Below are 17,564 nucleotides of genomic sequence, written 5' to 3' on the forward strand. Positions count from 1 at the left end.
GCAAAGGAACAGGACATGACGGAGAAGGAAGCGCAAGGATGCCTGCCGGGCGCCCTGCCCGACGACCTGCTGGCCCGCCTCGCCGAGGAAATGGCCGAGCATGGCATCGCCCCGGCCTGGGAGGATCGGACCCTGCTGGCCGAGCTTTCCCATGGCCGGGCCACCATCGCGCTGGCGCCTCGGGGGCTGACCGCCCGGGTGACGGCCCGCGACGCCCTGCACCTGCACCAGATCCGCGAAGGGATCGCCCATCTGGTCGAGCATGTCCTGCCCGGCTCCGCCGCGGCGCTGGCCTGGACGGGCGATCTGGACCCCGCAGGGAGCATGCCGCCGAACCTGCAGCTGGCCGGGATCGTGTCGGTCGACCGCTTCGGGTCAAGCTTCCTGCGGGTCGAACTGTCCTGTCCGGGCGCCGCGGCCTTCGCGCGGGGCGGCATGCATTTCTCGCTTCTGCTGCCGCCGCGTGGACGCGCGCCGGTCTGGCCGCGGATCGATGCCCGGGGCCGCACGATCTGGGCCGAGGGAGCCGAGGCACTGCACCGCGCGGCCTTCACCTTCGTGGAGGTGGACCCCGGCCGCGGCCGCATCGTCTTCGACGTCTTCGACCACGCCGGCGGCCCGGCGGCCGACTGGATCCGCCACGCCCGCAAGGGCGAGACGGTCGCGCTGATGGGCCCGGGTGGTGGCGAGGCACCGCCGGGCGACGTGGTGCTGCTGGCCGGCGACGAGACCGCCCTGCCTGCGATCCGCCATATCCTCGAACGCTCGGACGCCGGACGGCGCGGCCATGTCATCCTCGAGATCGGACGGCCGGAAGACCGAACGGCACTGACCGCCCCTCCGGGCATCACCGTCGACTGGGTGCTGCGCGATCGGCCCGACGCCTTCTGGCAACGGCTCCTCGACGCGCCGCTGCCCCCCGGGGGCGAGAACCGATTCGTCTGGATCGCCGCGGAACAGGCGCTGGTTCGCCGCGCGAAGCGCCATTTCCGGGCCTTGGGGATAGCGCGGGAGGAAAGCTGCTTCGCGGCATACTGGGCGGCGTGATCCTCCGGCTGCCGATGCCCCGGCGCGCAGACCGGACCTTCGGCCGACGTGCGACATTTCGGCAGGTCGGTGCCCTGAACCGCAGGCGCCGGGCGACCCAGGTTCGGGGCGCGGATCCGGCCCCTCCCGCTGACCAGCTGGTTCGGTCGCTGCCACAGGTCGCGGCGCGCCGGGCGCTAAATATCTGACTCTGCCGCAAATCTTTTGCCCGGCCATCCGTGGAGCCGCCCCTCGTGCGGCGCCCTTGCGCCGGGAGGCCAACTCCGCACGCAGGGGTCGAAAAAGCGGCACGGGTCAGGACCCGTGCTGCACCCGCGACGATGGCAAGAGTCCACAATTTCCGGTTGACGTGGATCAAGGTGCGGACACCGGCGGAATGAGATCCGTGTCTCGTCGGGAAGGTTAGCTCGTGCGGACAGTCAGGTCGAAACCCCGGCGACAGGTCTACTTCATCCATGAGCTCCAGAGGCACCCGACCATGAACTTCGCCACCGTCCAGATCTCGCCCTACATCTCTGCCCGCGGCCCCGTCGTGGCCGTGGATCCCGCGTCGGGCCTCGTCACCGTCCGGGACGGCAGCCGGACCCTTACCGGACGCCCGGTCGCGCCCGCGACCCCGCCCGCCCTGTCCGCCTGAAGCCGCGACCGGAGGCGCGGAAGATGGCGACGAAGGCACTGGCATTCGCGGGAGAGGCGGCCGTCGTGCCGCAGGACCGGACGGGCTTTGTCCGGCACATTCAGGATGCGCTGCGCATCCGCAACTTCGAGGTGGCGCCGGCCGATGCCTTCGCGGCATGGAGCGCCTATTCCGCGACGGCCGGGTGGGCCTGGGTGCGCGTCCCCGAGGACACCTACGAGGTGCTCATGCGGATCCGGCCCTTCCTCGGCGCGACGCCCACGGTTGCGCGCTAAGGGGGCTGCGATGACACTCAGGATTGTCCGCTGCCTGCACGGCGCCCCCGCGCGCGAGGTTCCACTGGACCGGAACCGTCTGGCGGCCCTGCTCGCCACCAATGACCGCCAGTTCCCGGACGAGGCCGCGCTGATGCGCCACCTTCGCCGCGGCAGGTCCGTCTGGATGATGCTCGCGGAATACCGGCTGCGGCCCGAGGATCAGTTCCGGCTGGTGGTCGCATGAAATACCGCATCACCTACGGCTACGAGCGTCACGGCCGCGAGCGGGTCGATACCCGCGTGCTGGCCTTCGAGATCACCCTGAACACCCCGGACATCATCGAATACCTCGAGCGGCGCCTCGGTGCCGTGCTGCGGCTGGAGGCGCTGACGATCTTCGACCTGCGGCCGCTGCAGGGATGACAGACCCGCGGCCGCGGCGGACCTGAGCCGCGGCCGCGACTTCCGGAACGGGTGCGGCGCCGGCCGCCCGGCCCGGCGCCGTGCGTCAGGCCAGCGCCGCCAGCCGCAGCTCCGGCATCCGCGCCAGCGCCGCCTCGATCCGCGGCCGATCCATCAGGCAGAACGCGGTGCTGGCGGCGTCGGCAAGGGCCGCGGAGGGGCCGGTGACGCTGACCAGCCGCCACGGCGCCTCGGCCGGATGCCCCGTGCGCGGGTCGAGGATGTGGCCCGCCTTCCCTTCCACATCGAACACCGTCCCGCGCGGCGCGGAACTGGCCAGTGCCCGGTCGCGCAGCGACAGCGTCCCCTGCCCCTCGGCCAGTGTCACAGGCCAGTCGCCGCCCCCGGGCCTGCCTCCCAGCGCCCGCAGCTCGCCCGTGTCCACCAGAACATCGGTCATCCCCTCGGCGCGCAGCCGGTCGCCGATCCGGTCGGCGATGTAGCCCTGCGCGATGCCGTTCAGCGTCAGCGCCATGCCGGGACGGCCGAGTTGCACCGCCGCCTCGTCCAGCACCACGTCGCGCCAGCCGGTCAGGTCGCGCGCGGCGGCAAGCTCGGCGGCCGAGGGCGGGCGGCCGGCCGAATGGGTCGCGGCATGAAGCGCCCAGAGCGGCTGGACCGTCGGGTCGAACAGGCCCTCCGTCGCCGCGTGCACGCGGCTGCACAGGGCAAGGCAGTCAAGGAGTTCGAACGGCGGCGCCCCAAGGACCCCGTCGCGGTTCAGCCGCACCAGCGCCGAGTCGCGGTAGAGGCTGAAGATCGCTTCGAGGCGCGCGATCTCGGCCAGTGCCCGGCCCGCCACCGCCTCGGCGTCAGGGTGGGCAAGAAGCAGGCTCACCCGGGCGCCCATCGCCTGCCCCCGGATCTCGCGCAGCGGCGGGCGGGCGAAGGCCGGCGTGGCGGCAAAGGCCGCGCTGATCGTGAGGAAACGGCGGCGGTTCATCGGCTACTCCTTCTGCGACAAGCGGCGAAGGCTGTCGGCGAAATCCGCCTCGCTGCCGGCATCAACCTCGACGGGCGCCAGAACCTCGGCATCGCCCACCGACGCAAGCTCGGCGACGCGGCCGCCATGCTTGGCGGCAAAGCGGTCGGCCTCGCTGCGGTCGGCAAAGGGAACGAACTCGGGCGCGCCCATGCCCCCCGACCGATCCGAACCCACGACGTAGAAGGCGGCTTCGGCGGCGACCCAGCCCGCCTGTCCCGCCCGGTCCCAGCTCGGCGCGGTGCCGACGTCGTTCACATAGACGGCGGCAATCTCGGCCGCCTGTTCGGGCATCCGCTGGTAGGCGATGGCATCGCGCACCTGACTGAAGAACAGCGGGGCCTCGATCCCCTTCAGATGCACCTGGGCCTTCGGCCCGGGATGTTCCAGCAGGTTCATCTGGCAGTAGTGCCCCACGGCCTCCGGCGTCAGCGCCACCGGGTCGGGCAGCACGGCCTCCTCGCGGCAGGCGGACAGCAGAAGGACGGCCAGCAGCATCCGTTTCATGGCGTGACCCTCCGGAAGGCCGCGGTTGCAAGGCCGAGCGCGGCCAGCGGCCAGAGCACGACCGAGACCAGCGCATGCAGCGGCGAGACCGCGGCCGCAGCCCCGCCCACGCCGGCCGCCGCGGCCGTGGCCTGCGAGGCGGCAAGGTTGAACAGGCGGAAGGCATCGGCGGGATTGCCGAGCAGCAGCCAGGGAAAGACCTGCGTGGTGAAGCGCCCGCCGTCGTCCGCCACCACCGCCGCCAGCAGCGCGAGATCCCACAGCACGATCAGCCCTAGCCAGAGCCCGACGGCCATTCCCGCCGCCGCCCCCGGCCGGCGCGCCACGGCCGAAACCGCATAGCCCGCGCCAAGGAAGGCCGCGCCCAGCAGGAGCGACGACCAGAACAGGCGGATCAGCGCCGGCAGGCCCGCCGCGGCCTCGGGGTCCACCGCGAAGGCCGCACCGGCCGCCACGCCGTAGCCCACCGCCACCGCCAGCGCGAGGATGCCGAGATGGGCCACGAACTTGCCCAGCAGAAGCTCGCCGCGCGAGACCGGATAGCTGAGCGCCAGGGGCAGCGTCCCGCGCTCCACCTCGCCCGCCACCGCGTCGAAGGACATCAGCAGCGCGACCAGCGGCACCAGATAGACGCCAAGGCTGGTCAGGCTTGCCACCGTGACCGACAGCCGGTCCACGCCAAGCTCGCCCGTCGGTGCCGAACCCGCCGCCGACAGGACCAGCGCGAAGAGCGCCATGGTCAGGATCGCGATTGCCACCCAGCGGTTGCGCAGCGCGATGCGGAACTCGGCCGAGGCCGATGCGAGGATGCGGCTCATGGCTGCCTCCGGCTGAAATGGGTATAGAGATCCTCGAGGCTGGGCGGCAGGATCTCGACATCGTCGATCATCGAACCCAGTGCCGCGATGTCGCCCAGGCGCGCCAGCTTCTCCTCGGGCCCGCAGGCCAGATCCACCAGCACGCCGTTGCGCCGCCCGCCGTGCAGCCGCGCGGCCACCGCATCGGCCGATCCCGGCCGGGCGGCGACCTGCAGCCGGATCGGCAGCGCCGCCTGCCGGCGCAGGTTGGCCAGCGTGTCATCCGCCACCAGCCGGCCGCCGGAAAGGATCACGATGCGGTCGGTGCGCGCCTCGACCTCGGTCAGCGCGTGGCTGGAATGCAGGATCGCCGCGCCCTCGGCGGCCAGACCGTCGAGCAGCTCGTAGAACTCGCGCCGCGAGACAGGGTCGAGGCCGCTGGTCGGCTCGTCCAGCACCAGAAGCTTCGGGTGCCCGATCAGCGCCTGCGCCAGCCCGACCCGCTGGCGCATCCCCTTGGAATAGGTGCCGAGCCGCCGCCGGGCCGCCGGACCGAGACCGACGCGATCGAGCAGGCCCGCGGCCTGCCGCGGATCCTCGCCACGCAGGCGCAGGTAATAGGCAAGCGTCTCCACACCGGTCAGCGCGGGATGGAACGCCACGTTCTCGGGTAGGTAGGCGGTGATGGCGCGGGCCGCGCGGCTGCCGGGCGCATGACCGCCGACCGAGATCCGCCCGGCATCGGCCTCGATCAGCCCCAGCACGATCTTCATCAGCGTGGATTTCCCCGCGCCGTTGTGGCCGATCAGGGCGACCCGTTCTCCGGGGGCGACCCCGAAGCCGACCGAGGACAGGGCGGGCGTGCCGCCGTAACTCTTAGTGAGCTGCGAGAGCGTCAGCATCGTCGTCTCCTTTCGGGCGGGGCGGCAGCGCCGCCTCCATCGCGGCGAAGCGGCCGGGAACCGCGATCTCGACCGGCGCCATCAGCGGATGGCTGTCGAGCACGCCGCCGGGCAGAGTCGCGGGAAAGCTCGCCTGGCTCCAGCGGATCAGCTGCACGGCGGGCGAGCCCACCAGCAGCGCGGCGGCGGGCTGCGACCACAGTATATGGTCCATCAGGTCGTTCGGGCGGAACGGCGCGTCGGCGGTGCCGTCGCCGTCAAGATCGAAGGCCGGATGATCCGACCAGAAGTTGCCGCGCCCCTCGAAACTCCATTCGACATTCCTGGAGCCGACATATTTCACCTGCGTCCGGTTGCCGAGGAAGGCGTTGCCGGTCAGGGCGTTGCGCTCGGAGCCGGCCGTGAAGTGGATGCCGATCCCGCAGCCCTCGAAGCGGTTGGCGTGGATCAGGTTGCGGTGGGCGTTGTAGATGAAGGTGCACTTGCCCGCCCCGCGGACAAGGTTGCCCGAGACCTCGGCATTGTTGACGTAGTTCAGCATCACGCCGTGGTCGCGGTCGCCGAGGCTGAGGTTGTCCTGCACCTTGACGTGATGCGAATACATCAGCGCGAAGCCGAGGTGGTTGCCGACCGAGACGTTGCCGGTCACCTCGGAATGGTGGGCGTACATGTAGTGCACGGCAAAGCGCAGGTCGCGCATCACGTTGTTGCGGAAGGTGTTTCGGTCCGAGACGTTCACGAAGATCCCGTCGCGGCCAAGGCTGATGTCGTTGCCTTCCACCAGCAGGCCCGGCGCGCTCCAGACATAGACACCGTTGCCGCGGGCATTCATGTGGGGATCGTCGCGGCCGACGATCACGTTGTCGCGCACGATGGCGTCGCGCGCCCCGTGGATGTCCACCCCGACGAGGTTTCCCAGCAGGCGGTTGCCCTCGACGACGGCCCGCTCGGAGCCCTTGAGCAGCCGAACGCCGGAGTCGATCGCCTCGTGCGACGAGCCGGAGCCGACGATCTCGAGTCCGCGGATGGTGACATCGGGCGCGGTGACGGTGATGACGGTCCCCTTGCCGTGGCCGTCGATCACCGCTCCCGCCCGGCCGAGGAGCGAGACCGGCCGGTCAAGAAGCACCGGGCCGTCATGGCGGCCCGGTGCAAGGTCGAGCACATCGCCGGGGCTGGCCGCGGCGATGGCTGCCCTGAGCGCCCCGGCTTCGGCCGCAACCAGCCGGTCGGCCGCAGAGACCGGGCCGGCGAGCAGGCAGGACAGCGCGAGGACGAGGCGCAGCGTCATCGTCAGGCCGCCTTCGGCTCGACGAACATGCGGCCGCGCATCTCCATGTGGAGGGCGTGGCAGAACCACTGGCAGTAATACCAGTAGACGCCCGGCTGGCCCGCGACGAAGGTGACCGACGAGGTGGCCATCGGCCCGATCTCCATCGCGACGCCATGGTTGCCCATGGTGAAGCCGTGGGTCAGGTCGTCCACGTCGTCGAGGTTGGTGACGATCACCGTCACCTCGTCGCCCTCGGTGACGGTGAACTTCTCGAGGCTGTAGCTCGGCGCCACGCCCGAGAGGTAGACGCGGACCTTGTTGCCGTCGCGGATCACCTCGCCGGTGAACTCGTCGAGGTTGACGCCATCCTTCTCGGCCTGCGCGCGCGCATCGGCCCACATCGGGTCGTTGCGGTCCCAGACGGCGCGGATGTTCGTCATCTTCGACGCGTGCACGGCGATGGCGTCATGCGGCTCGGCGAAGGTCGGGCCGTCGTGCACGATCACCATCTCGTCGCCCGAGATATCGACCAGCTGGTCGTTCTCGGGTTTCAGCGGACCCACGTTCAGGAAGCGGTCCTTCGAGAACTTGCACAGCACCACGAGCCACTTGCCGTCGGCTTCCAGCGTCTCGCCCATCGAGGTCTTCAGGTGGCCCGGCTGATAGTGCACGTCGAGCTTCTGGATGATCGGGTCGACCTGCTCGCCGTTGTGGGCGGCGATGGCCTTCTCGATGTTCCACTTCACCACCTGGCTGTCGAGGAACAGCGAGGTGTAGCAGTTGCCCTGGCCGTCGAAGGCGGTGTGCAGCGGCCCGAGGCCCAGTTCCGGCTCGGCCACGATGACCGAGCGCGGCTCGGCGCCCTCGTAGAACACCGCGTCAAGCTTGCGGACGTCGATCACGCTGACCGTCGGCGAGAGCTTGCCGTTGATGCAGAGGTGGATCTTGTCCGGCGCCATGTTGCAGCCGTGCGGGTTGTTGGCAATCGGGATGTAGCGGGTGTAGTTCTTGTTCTGGCCCTTGCGGCCGTCGATCACCTTGACCCCGTTCAGTTCCTGATAGTCGCCTGCGGCGATGCCCTTCTCGATCTCGGCCAGGTTGAAGACCACGACGTGGTCCATCTCGGCTTCCATCATCTCGCCGAGGTTGGTGCCCATCTCCGAGTTGTAGGAGGTCGAGAAGGCATACTTGCCCTCGTAGTCCGCGTCGGTGTTGTCGAGGTTGCCCGACACCAGCACCTGCCACGCCACGTCCCACTTGTCGGCATCGACGGCGGTGAAGAAGTTCACATACTGCTTCGGATCGTCGAGCACCTTGCCGTCGTTCACCATCGGCGCCTCGTCCTCGCCATTGCAGAAGACGTAGTTCGAGCGCGGCCACTTCTGCGGACGCAGGCCGTGGATGCCCTTGGCGTTCGGGATCTCGAGGATCGCGTCGGTCTTCATCACGTCGCAGCGCACGCGGGCCACGCGCGTGTTGGCCTTGTCGTTCATGAACAGGTAGCGGCCGTCATACTTGCCCTCGGTGAAGGACATGTGGACGTGGTGCAGGTCGCCGTTGTCATGGACCTTCTTGCCGTTCGCCGCGAGATACTTCCGCGTCTTCTCGGTCATCTTCTCGGTCATGATCTTCAGCGACTCGTTGGTCTGGCCCCAGCCCGTCGCCGAGCAGCGGTTGAACACCGGCACCCGCATCAGCTCGCGCATCGAGGGAACACCCAGGATGCGCAGCTCACCCGTCTGGCCCGAGGACCAGAAGCCGTAGTATTCGTCCAGTTCGCCCGGCGCGAGCATGGCCTTGCCTGCGGCCGAGGCCGGCGCGGTCGCGGCGACGGTGGCGATCCCCGCCCCGCCCGCAAGCATGGCCGCCCGCGGTGCCAGCGCGCCGAACGCGACGCCCCCGGCCGTTGCCCCCAGCAGGCCCCGCCGGCTGATTCCTCCCTGATCCTTGTCAGACATGGGTTCTTCCCTTCACGTTTGGATGGTTCTGGATCGCTTGCTCCAGCGCATCGCGGACGGCGGCGGTCCCCGCCGAGACCGTCTCGCGGCGCTTGAGTTTCTTGATGACGACCGGACAGGTCGTCTTCGACTGGTAGTGCACCTGACAGTTGAGGCAGTTCAGGCACTCGTTGGGGTTGATCTCGCCCGTGGGATGGATCGCCTGGACCATGCAGTCGCGGGCGCAGGTCTGGCACGGGTTGCCGCATTCGCGGTAGCGCTTCAGCCAGTCGAACATGCGGATGCGGGCGGGTATCGCCAGCGCCGCGCCGAGCGGGCAGAGATAGCGGCAGTAGAAGCGTTCGACGAAAAGGCCGATGCCAAGCAGCACGACCGCATAGAGCACGAAGGGCCAGGCGCGGTCGAACTTCAGGATGATCGCGGTCTTGAACGGCTCCACCTCGGCCAGGTGCTCGGCCTGGTCGACCGAGATCAGGCTGACCCCGAAGAGGCCGAGGAACAGGATGTATTTCACCGCCCAGAGCCGCTCGTGCAGGCCCCAGGGCAGCGTGACCTGCGGGATGCGGGCCAGTTTCGCCAGCCGGTTCGTCAGTTCCTGCAGCGCGCCGAACGGGCAGAGCCAGCCGCAATAGGCGCCGCGCCCCCAGAACAGCAACGCCGCCGCGATCGAGAACCACAGGATGAAGGTCAGCGGATCCAGCAGGAACGCCTGCCACGAGAAGCCGTCGCGCAGCGAGGCGACCAGCGCCATCAGGTTCACCACCGACAACTGCGCGTTCGAGACCCAGCCGAGGAAGACGAGCGTGGTCGACAGGAACGCGATGCGGAACCAGAAGGTGAGCCGCGCCGAGGCGGTCAGGAAGCTCTGGAAGAAGAAGGCGGCGGTGAGCACGCCGAGCATCGTCACGAGCGCCGCGATCTCCAGGTGGTTGTCCTGCCAGATCCGCTGCCACAGCGCGGCCTGCGCGGCCTCTTCCGCCGGCTCGGGCGCGGCGGCGACGGGCGCCGCGATGGGGCGGAGGTAGCGCGGCGGCAGCTGGTAGCCGAGGTCGAAGGTGGTGAAGACCTTGTCGATGGGGCCGACGCTGCGCTGCACCAGAAGCTGGATGCGGAACGGCTCGGTCGGGTCGAAGCCGGTATCGGCCGGGATGCGGAACAGGTCCATCTCGGTCATTTCCGGCGCACCGGAGGCGGCGATGGCGCCCAGCCGGCGGTGCATCCGGTCCCGGAAGCGGATCGAGACATCGCCCTGGACCAGCACGATCCGGTCGAAGATCCCGCCGCGGACATAGCCCGAGCCCTTGTAGGAATATTCCCCCCGCCCGGCGAGCAGCAGGGCGTGGTCGCCGGGCTCCAGCCAGCCGGACAGGCCGGCCACTTCCCGCTCGCCCAGCAGGCTGCGCGCGATGCCCGGCACGCTGACGAGGGCCGCGTGCATGTCGATGAAGGTGGCGCCCGGCTCTCCGGGGTGCGGGCGGGCGGTGGCGCGGGGATCTCCCTTTTCCTCGAAGGCCGCGTTGATCTGCCCGACGTCCAGCGACAGCCGCCGCAGCGTGCCGTCTCCCGTCAGCCCGAGCCAGTCGGATGGCGCGGCGGCCTCGGGGTCGATCTCGGTGCTCCTGACGTCCGCCGCCTCGGGCGTCAGCCCGCCGAGGCCGAGCGCCCGCGCGACCTTGATGCCCGAGCGCACGATGGAATCGTCGATCACCATGATGGTGACCGTGGCGCCGGAGATGATCTGAAGCTCGTGTGCCGATCCGTTCTCGGCGGCCTCCTGGCGAAGATCCACGCCGACATAGCTTGCGGCGAGCGCCTTGATCTTCGCGTCGGGGATGCCGACCAGCACGATCGGCTCGGAATGCTTGACAAGCTTGACGCCGGTGACGCGGCCGTCGAGGTCGACCCCGACCATCACGTGGATCGGCTTGCCGGAATAGCCGGTGGTGCCCACGAAATCCGAGGTGACGAAGGCATATCCGGCGGTCTGTCCCGCCACCTGCAGCGGCAGGACGGGCAGGTCCTCGCGCAGCGGGCCGTAGCCTTCCGCGCCGGGCAGCAGGTCGGCCGCGGGAACCTCGGCCGCATAGGTCGCGACATGGGGCGGGGCCGCCACGGCGCCCGTTGGCGCCATCAAGGCAAGGATCAGACCGGCAAGCAGGACCAGCAGGTAACGCATCGTTCAGGCTTTCGCGATGGGAGGAGCGCGGGCGCGGACGGTCACGGGGCGCGCCGCCACGACGGTGGCATCCTCCGCCGCATCGTCGGACGCCCCGAAGGACGGGGCGGGAGTGACCTCGGCCGCGACAGGCGGCAGCGCCGCGAAGGATGGCAGGCATTTGGCACAGGGATGGGCGGGATCCTGGCTCAGGGGGCGGCCCGAGCCATCGACGAGGATGGTGGCCGTGCCCCCGCCTGAACAGATCACCATCTCGGCAAGCGGACCGTGCGGCACCGTCCTCGCCTCGGCCGCGCCCATCAGGACATGCAGCGCCGCCAGCGCGAGGCTGACGAACAGGCCGAGCAGGCGATGGCGCAGGCAACGGTTCATGGCCGACATGCAATAGCTGCAAAGCCGGCGCCGAACGTTGATATGGGTCAAATAACCTATCCCTTTTATTCGGCGGGCAGGGACATCCCGCGAACCGTCACGTCCGGACCGGCAAGTCGGGCGCCGTGACGCGGACAGGGCTCAGGCGGATCGGGCGTCTGCGGTCTTCGCACCAGTATCCGCAGGGCGGCGGGCCGCCTGCAGCCGTCGAACGCTCGTTTCAAGCGAGCGGATGCGGTCGGCCTGGTTCAGGACAAGGTGAAGCATGTGGTCGATCAGCCGGTTGCGGATGTCCTCCGGCGGAGGGATCCGCGGCGGCGCGGCCTCGGCGGCCACAAGGTCGATGCCGAACCGCTCGCGGATGAAATCGAAGGTGTGCCGTTGGCTTTCGACAAGCTCTTCCGTCGCGTCGTAGCACAGCGCGGTTTCAAGGAAGCCTGCCAGCGTCGGCACCGAGGCGAAGGAGATGCCGGAGAAGGCCTGGTCGAACCGCAGCGGCAGCACGCTTTCCGGCAGCCTGTTGTTGTAGAGCCCGCGCAGCACCGTCTCGCCGATGTCCGTCCGCTCCAGCATCCGTGCGGCCGGCTGGTCGAGCCCGATCCCCAGCAGCCCGGTGAAATCATCGACCACGTTGCCCCGCTTGTGGAACTCGCGCAGGGTCAGGACGTCGGACGGCAGCTTCGCCCAGATTTCGATCGCCGCATAGGCGCGAACGAGTTTCGCCGCGACCGTCGGATAGGGCTTGACCGGCCCCGGTCCGGCCTTGTGATAAAGCGCCCATTGCGTATAGGCCGAGGGAAGCCATTCCCGCGGATTGCGGACATAGGCAATGACCCGGACCGTCGCGTGCTGCCGCAACTCGTCCACGAAGGGCTCGAGCGCGGCGGCCTTCGAATACATGCTTTCGTTCGACAGGATGAAGCGCGAGCAGCCGTTGCCTTCCTGCCGCTGGCGCAGCGTGGAGACGAGGCTGCGGGCGTGCTGGCGCATCTCGTCGGGCGGCGACCGGAAGAACGCCCCCTGACCGGAGAAGCCGGCGAAGCGTTCGTCCACCCCATCGAACCACAGCCCCAGATAGTCCACGCCCTGCTCGATCAGCCGGGCCGCGTTCCGGCCTAGGGCGATCTGGATGGACGAGGTTCCGGTCTTTCCCATTCCGACGTGCAGGATGATTTCCACGATGACAGCCTCCCCGGTGAGATGGATCAGGATTCGTCCCGGTGTCGCACAGGAGATTTGAGGAAATGGAAATGCGGAACGGTTGCGGTGAGAAATGCGGCCCTGCCCTCACAGCCCACGTCCCCTTGCAGGATCCCGCAGGCGCAAGGGGGTGGCGGCCGTCTGGGACGCGCAGGCCACAGGCAAGCTCTCTGCGGGTTCCAGTGGACGGCAGCCACGGGCGCCCGCGACGCCGGCTGAAGGCCCGAGCCCGGCTGCGCGCGGGCGGCCGGATGCCGCCGGGGGAGGCGCGTCCGGCCGGCTGCTACTCGGCCACTGACGGACGCAGCGGAGCCGCGCCCGCGGTGTCGGGCAGCGGTCCTGCCGGTTCGTCCCGGCGGGCGAGCGGCACGCGGATCACCGTCGCGCTGCAGGGCGCCTCGGCCACCACCTGGCTTGACACCGATCCGAGGATCCGCCGGCTGAGCGAATGGCTGCGCGCGCCCATCAGGATGTGGCTGACATGATTCTTGGCGGCGTAGTCGATGATCGCCTTTGCGGGATCGGTATGCTCGAGGATGGTGAAGGTCAGGCGGTCCTCGGGCATGTCGAGTTCGCGCGCCCATTTCCGCAGCGAGATCAGGCGGGCGACATGCAGGTGCTCGCCCTTCTCGTCGGTGATGTGATCGACCCCGATCCGGTTCGAGCGGATCACGTTCACGCAGGCCACGCGGGCGTCCGGCTGAAGCTCCAGCATCCGCTTGAGCGAGTGCAGGATCTGCCGCGCCAGATCCTCCATCCCCGAGGCGAGATCGACGGCCACCATCAGGATCGGCGCCTTCTGGATCTGGGCCGAGGGGCTGGGGGGATCGGGGAACCGGCGCAGCTTCCGCATCCGGCGCCAACGCCCGACCCGCGTCCAGAAGCCGTCGCGCTCCATCCGGTGCGCCCGGTCGGTCAGCTTCACCAGCTGCGGGTTCTGCAGGTCGAACAGCATCTGTGCCGCGGTCTGGTAGCGGTCCTTGGGATCGACCTCGAGGCCGCGCAGGATGATCTCCTGCAGCCATTCCGGGATCATCCGGTCGATGGCACGCGGCGGCACCGGATCGGACCAGAGCCGCCGGCGCACCCCGCGCAGCCGCTCGGGCTTGCCGAAGGGCATCTTTCCCGTCGTCAACTCGTAGATCATCACGCCAAGCGCGAAGACGTCCGAGCGCAGGTCGTTGCGCTGGCCCAGATACTGCTCGGGTGCGATGTAGGGGAAGGTTCCCATCGGGATGGTGAATTCCTCGGCCAGCAGGTCGGGCAGCCCGTCGTGCCGCGAGAGGCCGAAGTCGATGCAGACCATCTCGCCCGTCGGGCGCCGCATGAAATTGTCCGGCTTGAGGTCGAGGTGGATGACGTGCTGCTTGTGCAGGTCGTGCACCGCCTCGGTCATCAGGGCTGTGATCTCGATGACTTCGGACAGCGGGCGGGGCGCCTTGCTGAACAGCTCCAGCAGCGACGGCCCGGGGATCATCTCGGTGACGATATAGGGCATCACCGTGAAATCGCCCTCGGCCATCACCCGCAACACATGCGGCCCGGTCAGGCGCGGCATGATCATCTGCTCGACCTCGAAGCCCACGATGGTCGGCGCATCGTAGCCGTCGAGGATGGTCGGCACCTTCATCACCATGGGCGTGCGATAGAGCGGATGCGTCACGGCCCAGATCGTGGCGAAGCCGCCGCGATGCAGGCATTCGGTCAGCCGGAAGCCGTCGATCTCGAGCCCGGCGTGGGGTCTCAGCATGGCTCACGCTCCCCGCATCAGGCGCGAGGCGAGCGAGTCGGGCAGGCCCTGCTCGCGCATCTTCCGCGCCGTCGTCACGTTGTCATAGGGCACGCGCCGGAAGGTCAGCTCGTTCCGGCCGGTGTCCACCAGCGCCCATCCGGCCTCGGGCACGCCATCGCGCGGCTGCCCGACCGATCCCACCACCGCCAGCCAGCGCCGCGACTGGATCAGCGGCACCGGCGTGCCGATCCGCACCCGCTGCTCGCGCACCGTGCCGCCGATGTCGTAGGACATCAGCGATGGGACGTGCACGTGCCCGCACAGGATCAGCCGCGCCCGCGAGACCTTGAACGACGGGCGCGCGCGGGCCTCGCTCGTGACATAGATCCAGTCCCCCGGATCGTTCGCGCTGGCATGGACGAGCAGCAGGTCGCCCAGCTCCCTCGACAGCGGCAGCCCGTCGAGGAACTCCCGCTGCGCTTCGGAGAGGCGCGGCCGCGTCCAGTCGATCACCGTCTTCGCGTTCTGGTTCATCGCCCCGTCCCGCTCGGCGATGGCGCTGTCGTGGTTGCCCTTCACGCAGAGCGCGCCGCCGTGGACCAGATGCATCACCGCCATCGTGCACCATTCGGGGTCCGGGCCATAGCCCACGATGTCGCCCAGGACGGCGATCCGGTCCACGCGCTCCGCGTCGAGATCGTCGAGGACCGCCTCCAGGGCCTCCCTGTTGCCATGGATGTCACTCAGTACCGCCAGCCGCATTGCACCCCTCCCAAGGCCCGGGACGTGGCATCGGACCGTGCGGCGCGTCCCCCATCTGCCGCGTCCTCACGTCGCGTTGCCCTGCCCCCACGTCGAATCATCGCGCGAAAGCGCGGCAGCGCGCAAGGGCTGCGGTTCGGTCGGCCGGACACCGTCCGCCGCACTGCCCGGGCTGTGCTGCGGCCGTGTAGGGGCCTGTCAAGGCCATGCGTCTGACATGTCGTGTAAATCACCCCCGGCCAGCGTAATGATTTACCCAATTCCCAAGGCCCGGTAAATTCGTTTACACCTAAGCGCCGCATAACAAAAGTGTTTACTCGCGGATTGACCGAGAGTTATCGTCAAGAACGCGCCGGGGAGCGGACCGGACGGCGCGCCAGACTCGTGGAGGGGAACCAGTGGATCACGCTCAGGCGCAGGCCGTTTACACGGCTTCTTCGGACTTCATCGCGCAGGCCCATGTGGACGCGTCGGGATACGATCGGATGTATGCGGCATCCGTTTCGGACCCGGAGGCGTTCTGGGGGGAACAGGGCAAGCGGCTGGACTGGATCAGGCCCTACACGAAGGTGAAGGAGACGAGCTTCAAGCCCGGCGAGGTCTCGATCAAGTGGTTCCACGACGGCACGCTGAACGTGGCCTGGAACTGCATCGACCGCCACCTCGCGACCCGCGCCAGCCAGACCGCGATCATCTGGGAGCCGGACGATCCGAACCAGCCCGCCCAGCACATCAGCTACCAGGAACTCCACGACCAGGTCTGCCGGATGGCGAACGTGCTGGTCAGCCAGGGCGTGCGCAAGGGCGACCGGGTGGTGATGTACCTGCCCATGATCCCCGAGGCCGCCTATGCCATGCTCGCCTGCGCGCGGATCGGCGCGATCCATTCGGTCGTCTTCGCGGGCTTCTCGCCGGATGCGCTGGCGAACCGGATCAACGACTGCCAGGCCAAGGTGGTGATCACCGCCGACACCGCACCGCGCGGCGGGCGGCGCACGCCCTTGAAGTCGAACACCGACGCGGCGCTGCTGCACTGCTCGGACCGGGTGCGCTGCCTCGTGGTGAAGCACACCGGCGACCAGACCCACTGGACCGAAGGCCGCGACGTCGACGTGAAGGCGATGATGGCCCAGGCCTCGCCCGACTGCCCGATCGAGGAAGTGAACGCCGAGGATCCGCTCTTCATCCTCTACACCTCGGGCTCCACCGGCAAGCCGAAGGGCGTGGTCCACACCTCGGGCGGTTATCTCACCTACGCGGCGATGACGCACCAGCTGACCTTCGACTACCACGACGGCGACGTGTTCTGGTGCACCGCGGACGTGGGCTGGGTGACGGGGCACAGCTACATCGTCTACGGCCCGCTCGCCAACGGCGGCACCACGGTGATGTTCGAGGGCGTGCCGACCTACCCGGATGCGGGCCGCTTCTGGGCGGTCTGCGAGAAGCACAGGGTCAACCAGTTCTACACCGCGCCGACGGCGATCCGCTCGCTGATGGGGCTCGGGCCGGAGTGGGTGGACAAGTACGACCTGTCGTCGCTGAAGCTGCTGGGCTCGGTCGGCGAGCCGATCAACCCCGAGGCCTGGAGCTGGTACAACACCCATGTCGGCAAGGGCCGCTGCCCGATCGTCGACACCTTCTGGCAGACCGAGACCGGCGGCCACATGATCACGCCCTTGCCGGGCGCCATTCCGGTGAAGCCGGGCGCGGCCTCCAAGCCCTTCTTCGGGGTGAAGCCGGTGGTTCTGGACCCGACCGACGGGCACGAGCTGACCGAGATGGCGACCGAGGGCGTGCTCTGCATCGCCGACAGCTGGCCGGGGCAGATGCGCACGCTCTGGGGCGACCACGAGCGCTTCGAGGAGGCTTATTTCTCGCAATACAAGGGCTATTACTTCACCGGCGACGGCTGCCGCCGCGATGCCGACGGCTATTACTGGGTGACCGGCCGGGTCGATGACGTGATCAACGTCTCGGGCCACCGGATGGGCACGGCCGAGGTGGAATCGGCCCTCGTGGCCCATGCCCAGGTCGCCGAGGCCGCGGTGGTGGGCTATCCGCACGACATCAAGGGCCAGGGCATCTATGCCTATGTCACGCTGATGAACGGGGTGGAGCCCTCCGAGGAGTTGCGCAAGGACCTGGTGAAATGGGTCCGGACCGAGATCGGCCCGATCGCCTCGCCCGACATCATCCAGTGGGCGCCGGGGCTGCCGAAGACCCGCTCGGGCAAGATCATGCGCCGGATCCTGCGCAAGATCGCCGAGAACGACTTCGGCAGCTTGGGCGACACCACGACGCTCGCCGATCCGTCGGTGGTGGACGACCTGATCGCCAACCGCAAGAACCGGGGCTGAGGCGATGGCGGAGGGAACCGCAGGGGCGCCGGAGGGCGGCTCTGGAGCCGCCCGGCCTCTCGGAACGGCAGAGGGCGGCTCTGGAGCCGCCCGACCTCTCGGAACGGCAGAGGGCGGCTCTGGAGCCGCCCGACCTCTCG

At 69.0% G+C, this 17,564-nt stretch carries 17 protein-coding genes; 6 read left to right on the forward strand and 11 right to left on the reverse strand.

All coding sequences use genetic code 11. From position 1 onward, the window contains the following. Positions 1-15 precede the first annotated feature (15 nt). From CK951_RS17760 to CK951_RS17780, 5 genes are all read left to right on the forward strand, one after another. Positions 16-1,047 (forward strand): siderophore-interacting protein, encoded by a 1,032-nt coding sequence (locus CK951_RS17760; RefSeq protein ID WP_096787563.1) that lies wholly within the window; start codon positions 16-18, stop codon positions 1,045-1,047. A gap of 478 nt (positions 1,048-1,525) precedes the next feature. Next, entirely contained in the window at positions 1,526-1,684 is a 159-nt protein-coding gene (locus CK951_RS17765; RefSeq protein WP_157764644.1) for a hypothetical protein, read from the forward strand. Between the two features lie 23 nt (positions 1,685-1,707). Next, positions 1,708-1,959, forward strand: a complete 252-nt coding sequence (locus CK951_RS17770) for a hypothetical protein (RefSeq protein WP_096787565.1) — start codon at positions 1,708-1,710, stop codon at positions 1,957-1,959. Between the two features lie 10 nt (positions 1,960-1,969). After that, positions 1,970-2,185, forward strand: coding sequence for a hypothetical protein (locus tag CK951_RS17775; RefSeq protein ID WP_096787566.1), 216 nt, complete (start codon positions 1,970-1,972; stop codon positions 2,183-2,185). Next, the gene (locus CK951_RS17780; protein ID WP_096787567.1) at positions 2,182-2,364 is read left to right on the forward strand and encodes a hypothetical protein; all 183 of its coding nucleotides are present in this window, start codon (positions 2,182-2,184) and stop codon (positions 2,362-2,364) included. Before CK951_RS17775 ends, CK951_RS17780 begins: the two co-directional genes overlap by 4 nt. A gap of 85 nt (positions 2,365-2,449) precedes the next feature. Here CK951_RS17780 and CK951_RS17785 read toward each other — a convergent pair whose 3' ends face one another. From CK951_RS17785 to CK951_RS17835, 11 genes are all read right to left on the reverse strand, one after another. After that, on the reverse strand, positions 2,450-3,346 hold the full coding sequence (locus CK951_RS17785) for an FAD:protein FMN transferase (protein ID WP_096787568.1): 897 nt from the start codon (positions 3,344-3,346) through the stop codon (positions 2,450-2,452). Between the two features lie 3 nt (positions 3,347-3,349). Next, positions 3,350-3,892 (reverse strand): nitrous oxide reductase accessory protein NosL, encoded by a 543-nt coding sequence (locus tag CK951_RS17790; RefSeq protein ID WP_096787569.1) that lies wholly within the window; start codon positions 3,890-3,892, stop codon positions 3,350-3,352. After that, positions 3,889-4,710 (reverse strand): ABC transporter permease, encoded by an 822-nt coding sequence (locus tag CK951_RS17795; RefSeq protein WP_096787570.1) that lies wholly within the window; start codon positions 4,708-4,710, stop codon positions 3,889-3,891. Before CK951_RS17795 ends, CK951_RS17790 begins: the two co-directional genes overlap by 4 nt. Beyond that, positions 4,707-5,591 (reverse strand): ABC transporter ATP-binding protein, encoded by an 885-nt coding sequence (locus CK951_RS17800; protein WP_096787571.1) that lies wholly within the window; start codon positions 5,589-5,591, stop codon positions 4,707-4,709. The genes CK951_RS17795 and CK951_RS17800 overlap by 4 nt, the downstream gene beginning before the upstream one ends. Further along, complete coding sequence (locus tag CK951_RS17805; RefSeq protein WP_096787572.1) at positions 5,566-6,882, reverse strand: nitrous oxide reductase family maturation protein NosD; 1,317 nt, start codon at positions 6,880-6,882, stop codon at positions 5,566-5,568. The genes CK951_RS17800 and CK951_RS17805 overlap by 26 nt, the downstream gene beginning before the upstream one ends. A 2-nt stretch (positions 6,883-6,884) precedes the next feature. Continuing rightward, positions 6,885-8,822, reverse strand: a complete 1,938-nt coding sequence (gene nosZ / locus CK951_RS17810; RefSeq protein WP_096787573.1) for a TAT-dependent nitrous-oxide reductase — start codon at positions 8,820-8,822, stop codon at positions 6,885-6,887. Further along, a complete protein-coding gene (locus CK951_RS17815; protein WP_096787574.1) occupies positions 8,815-10,998 on the reverse strand; it encodes a NosR/NirI family protein in 2,184 nt (727 codons plus the stop codon). Before CK951_RS17815 ends, nosZ begins: the two co-directional genes overlap by 8 nt. A 3-nt stretch (positions 10,999-11,001) precedes the next feature. Continuing rightward, entirely contained in the window at positions 11,002-11,421 is a 420-nt protein-coding gene (locus tag CK951_RS17820; RefSeq protein WP_096787575.1) for a hypothetical protein, read from the reverse strand. Positions 11,422-11,511: 90 nt separating this feature from the next. Further along, complete coding sequence (locus CK951_RS17825; RefSeq protein WP_096787576.1) at positions 11,512-12,549, reverse strand: polysaccharide biosynthesis protein; 1,038 nt, start codon at positions 12,547-12,549, stop codon at positions 11,512-11,514. A 304-nt stretch (positions 12,550-12,853) separates the two neighbouring features. Then, positions 12,854-14,320: a bifunctional serine/threonine-protein kinase/universal stress protein gene (locus CK951_RS17830; RefSeq protein WP_096787577.1), complete on the reverse strand. Its 1,467-nt coding sequence runs from the start codon at positions 14,318-14,320 to the stop codon at positions 12,854-12,856. A gap of 3 nt (positions 14,321-14,323) precedes the next feature. Further along, positions 14,324-15,064, reverse strand: coding sequence for a metallophosphoesterase (locus tag CK951_RS17835; RefSeq protein WP_096787578.1), 741 nt, complete (start codon positions 15,062-15,064; stop codon positions 14,324-14,326). Positions 15,065-15,462: 398 nt separating this feature from the next. Between CK951_RS17835 and acs the strand changes: the two genes are divergently transcribed. Further along, entirely contained in the window at positions 15,463-17,424 is a 1,962-nt protein-coding gene (gene acs, locus CK951_RS17840) for an acetate--CoA ligase (RefSeq protein ID WP_096787579.1), read from the forward strand. Positions 17,425-17,564: the final 140 nt, after the last annotated feature.

The sequence above is a fragment of the Rhodobacter sp. CZR27 genome (assembly GCF_002407205.1).
Lineage (GTDB): Bacteria > Pseudomonadota > Alphaproteobacteria > Rhodobacterales > Rhodobacteraceae > Cereibacter_A.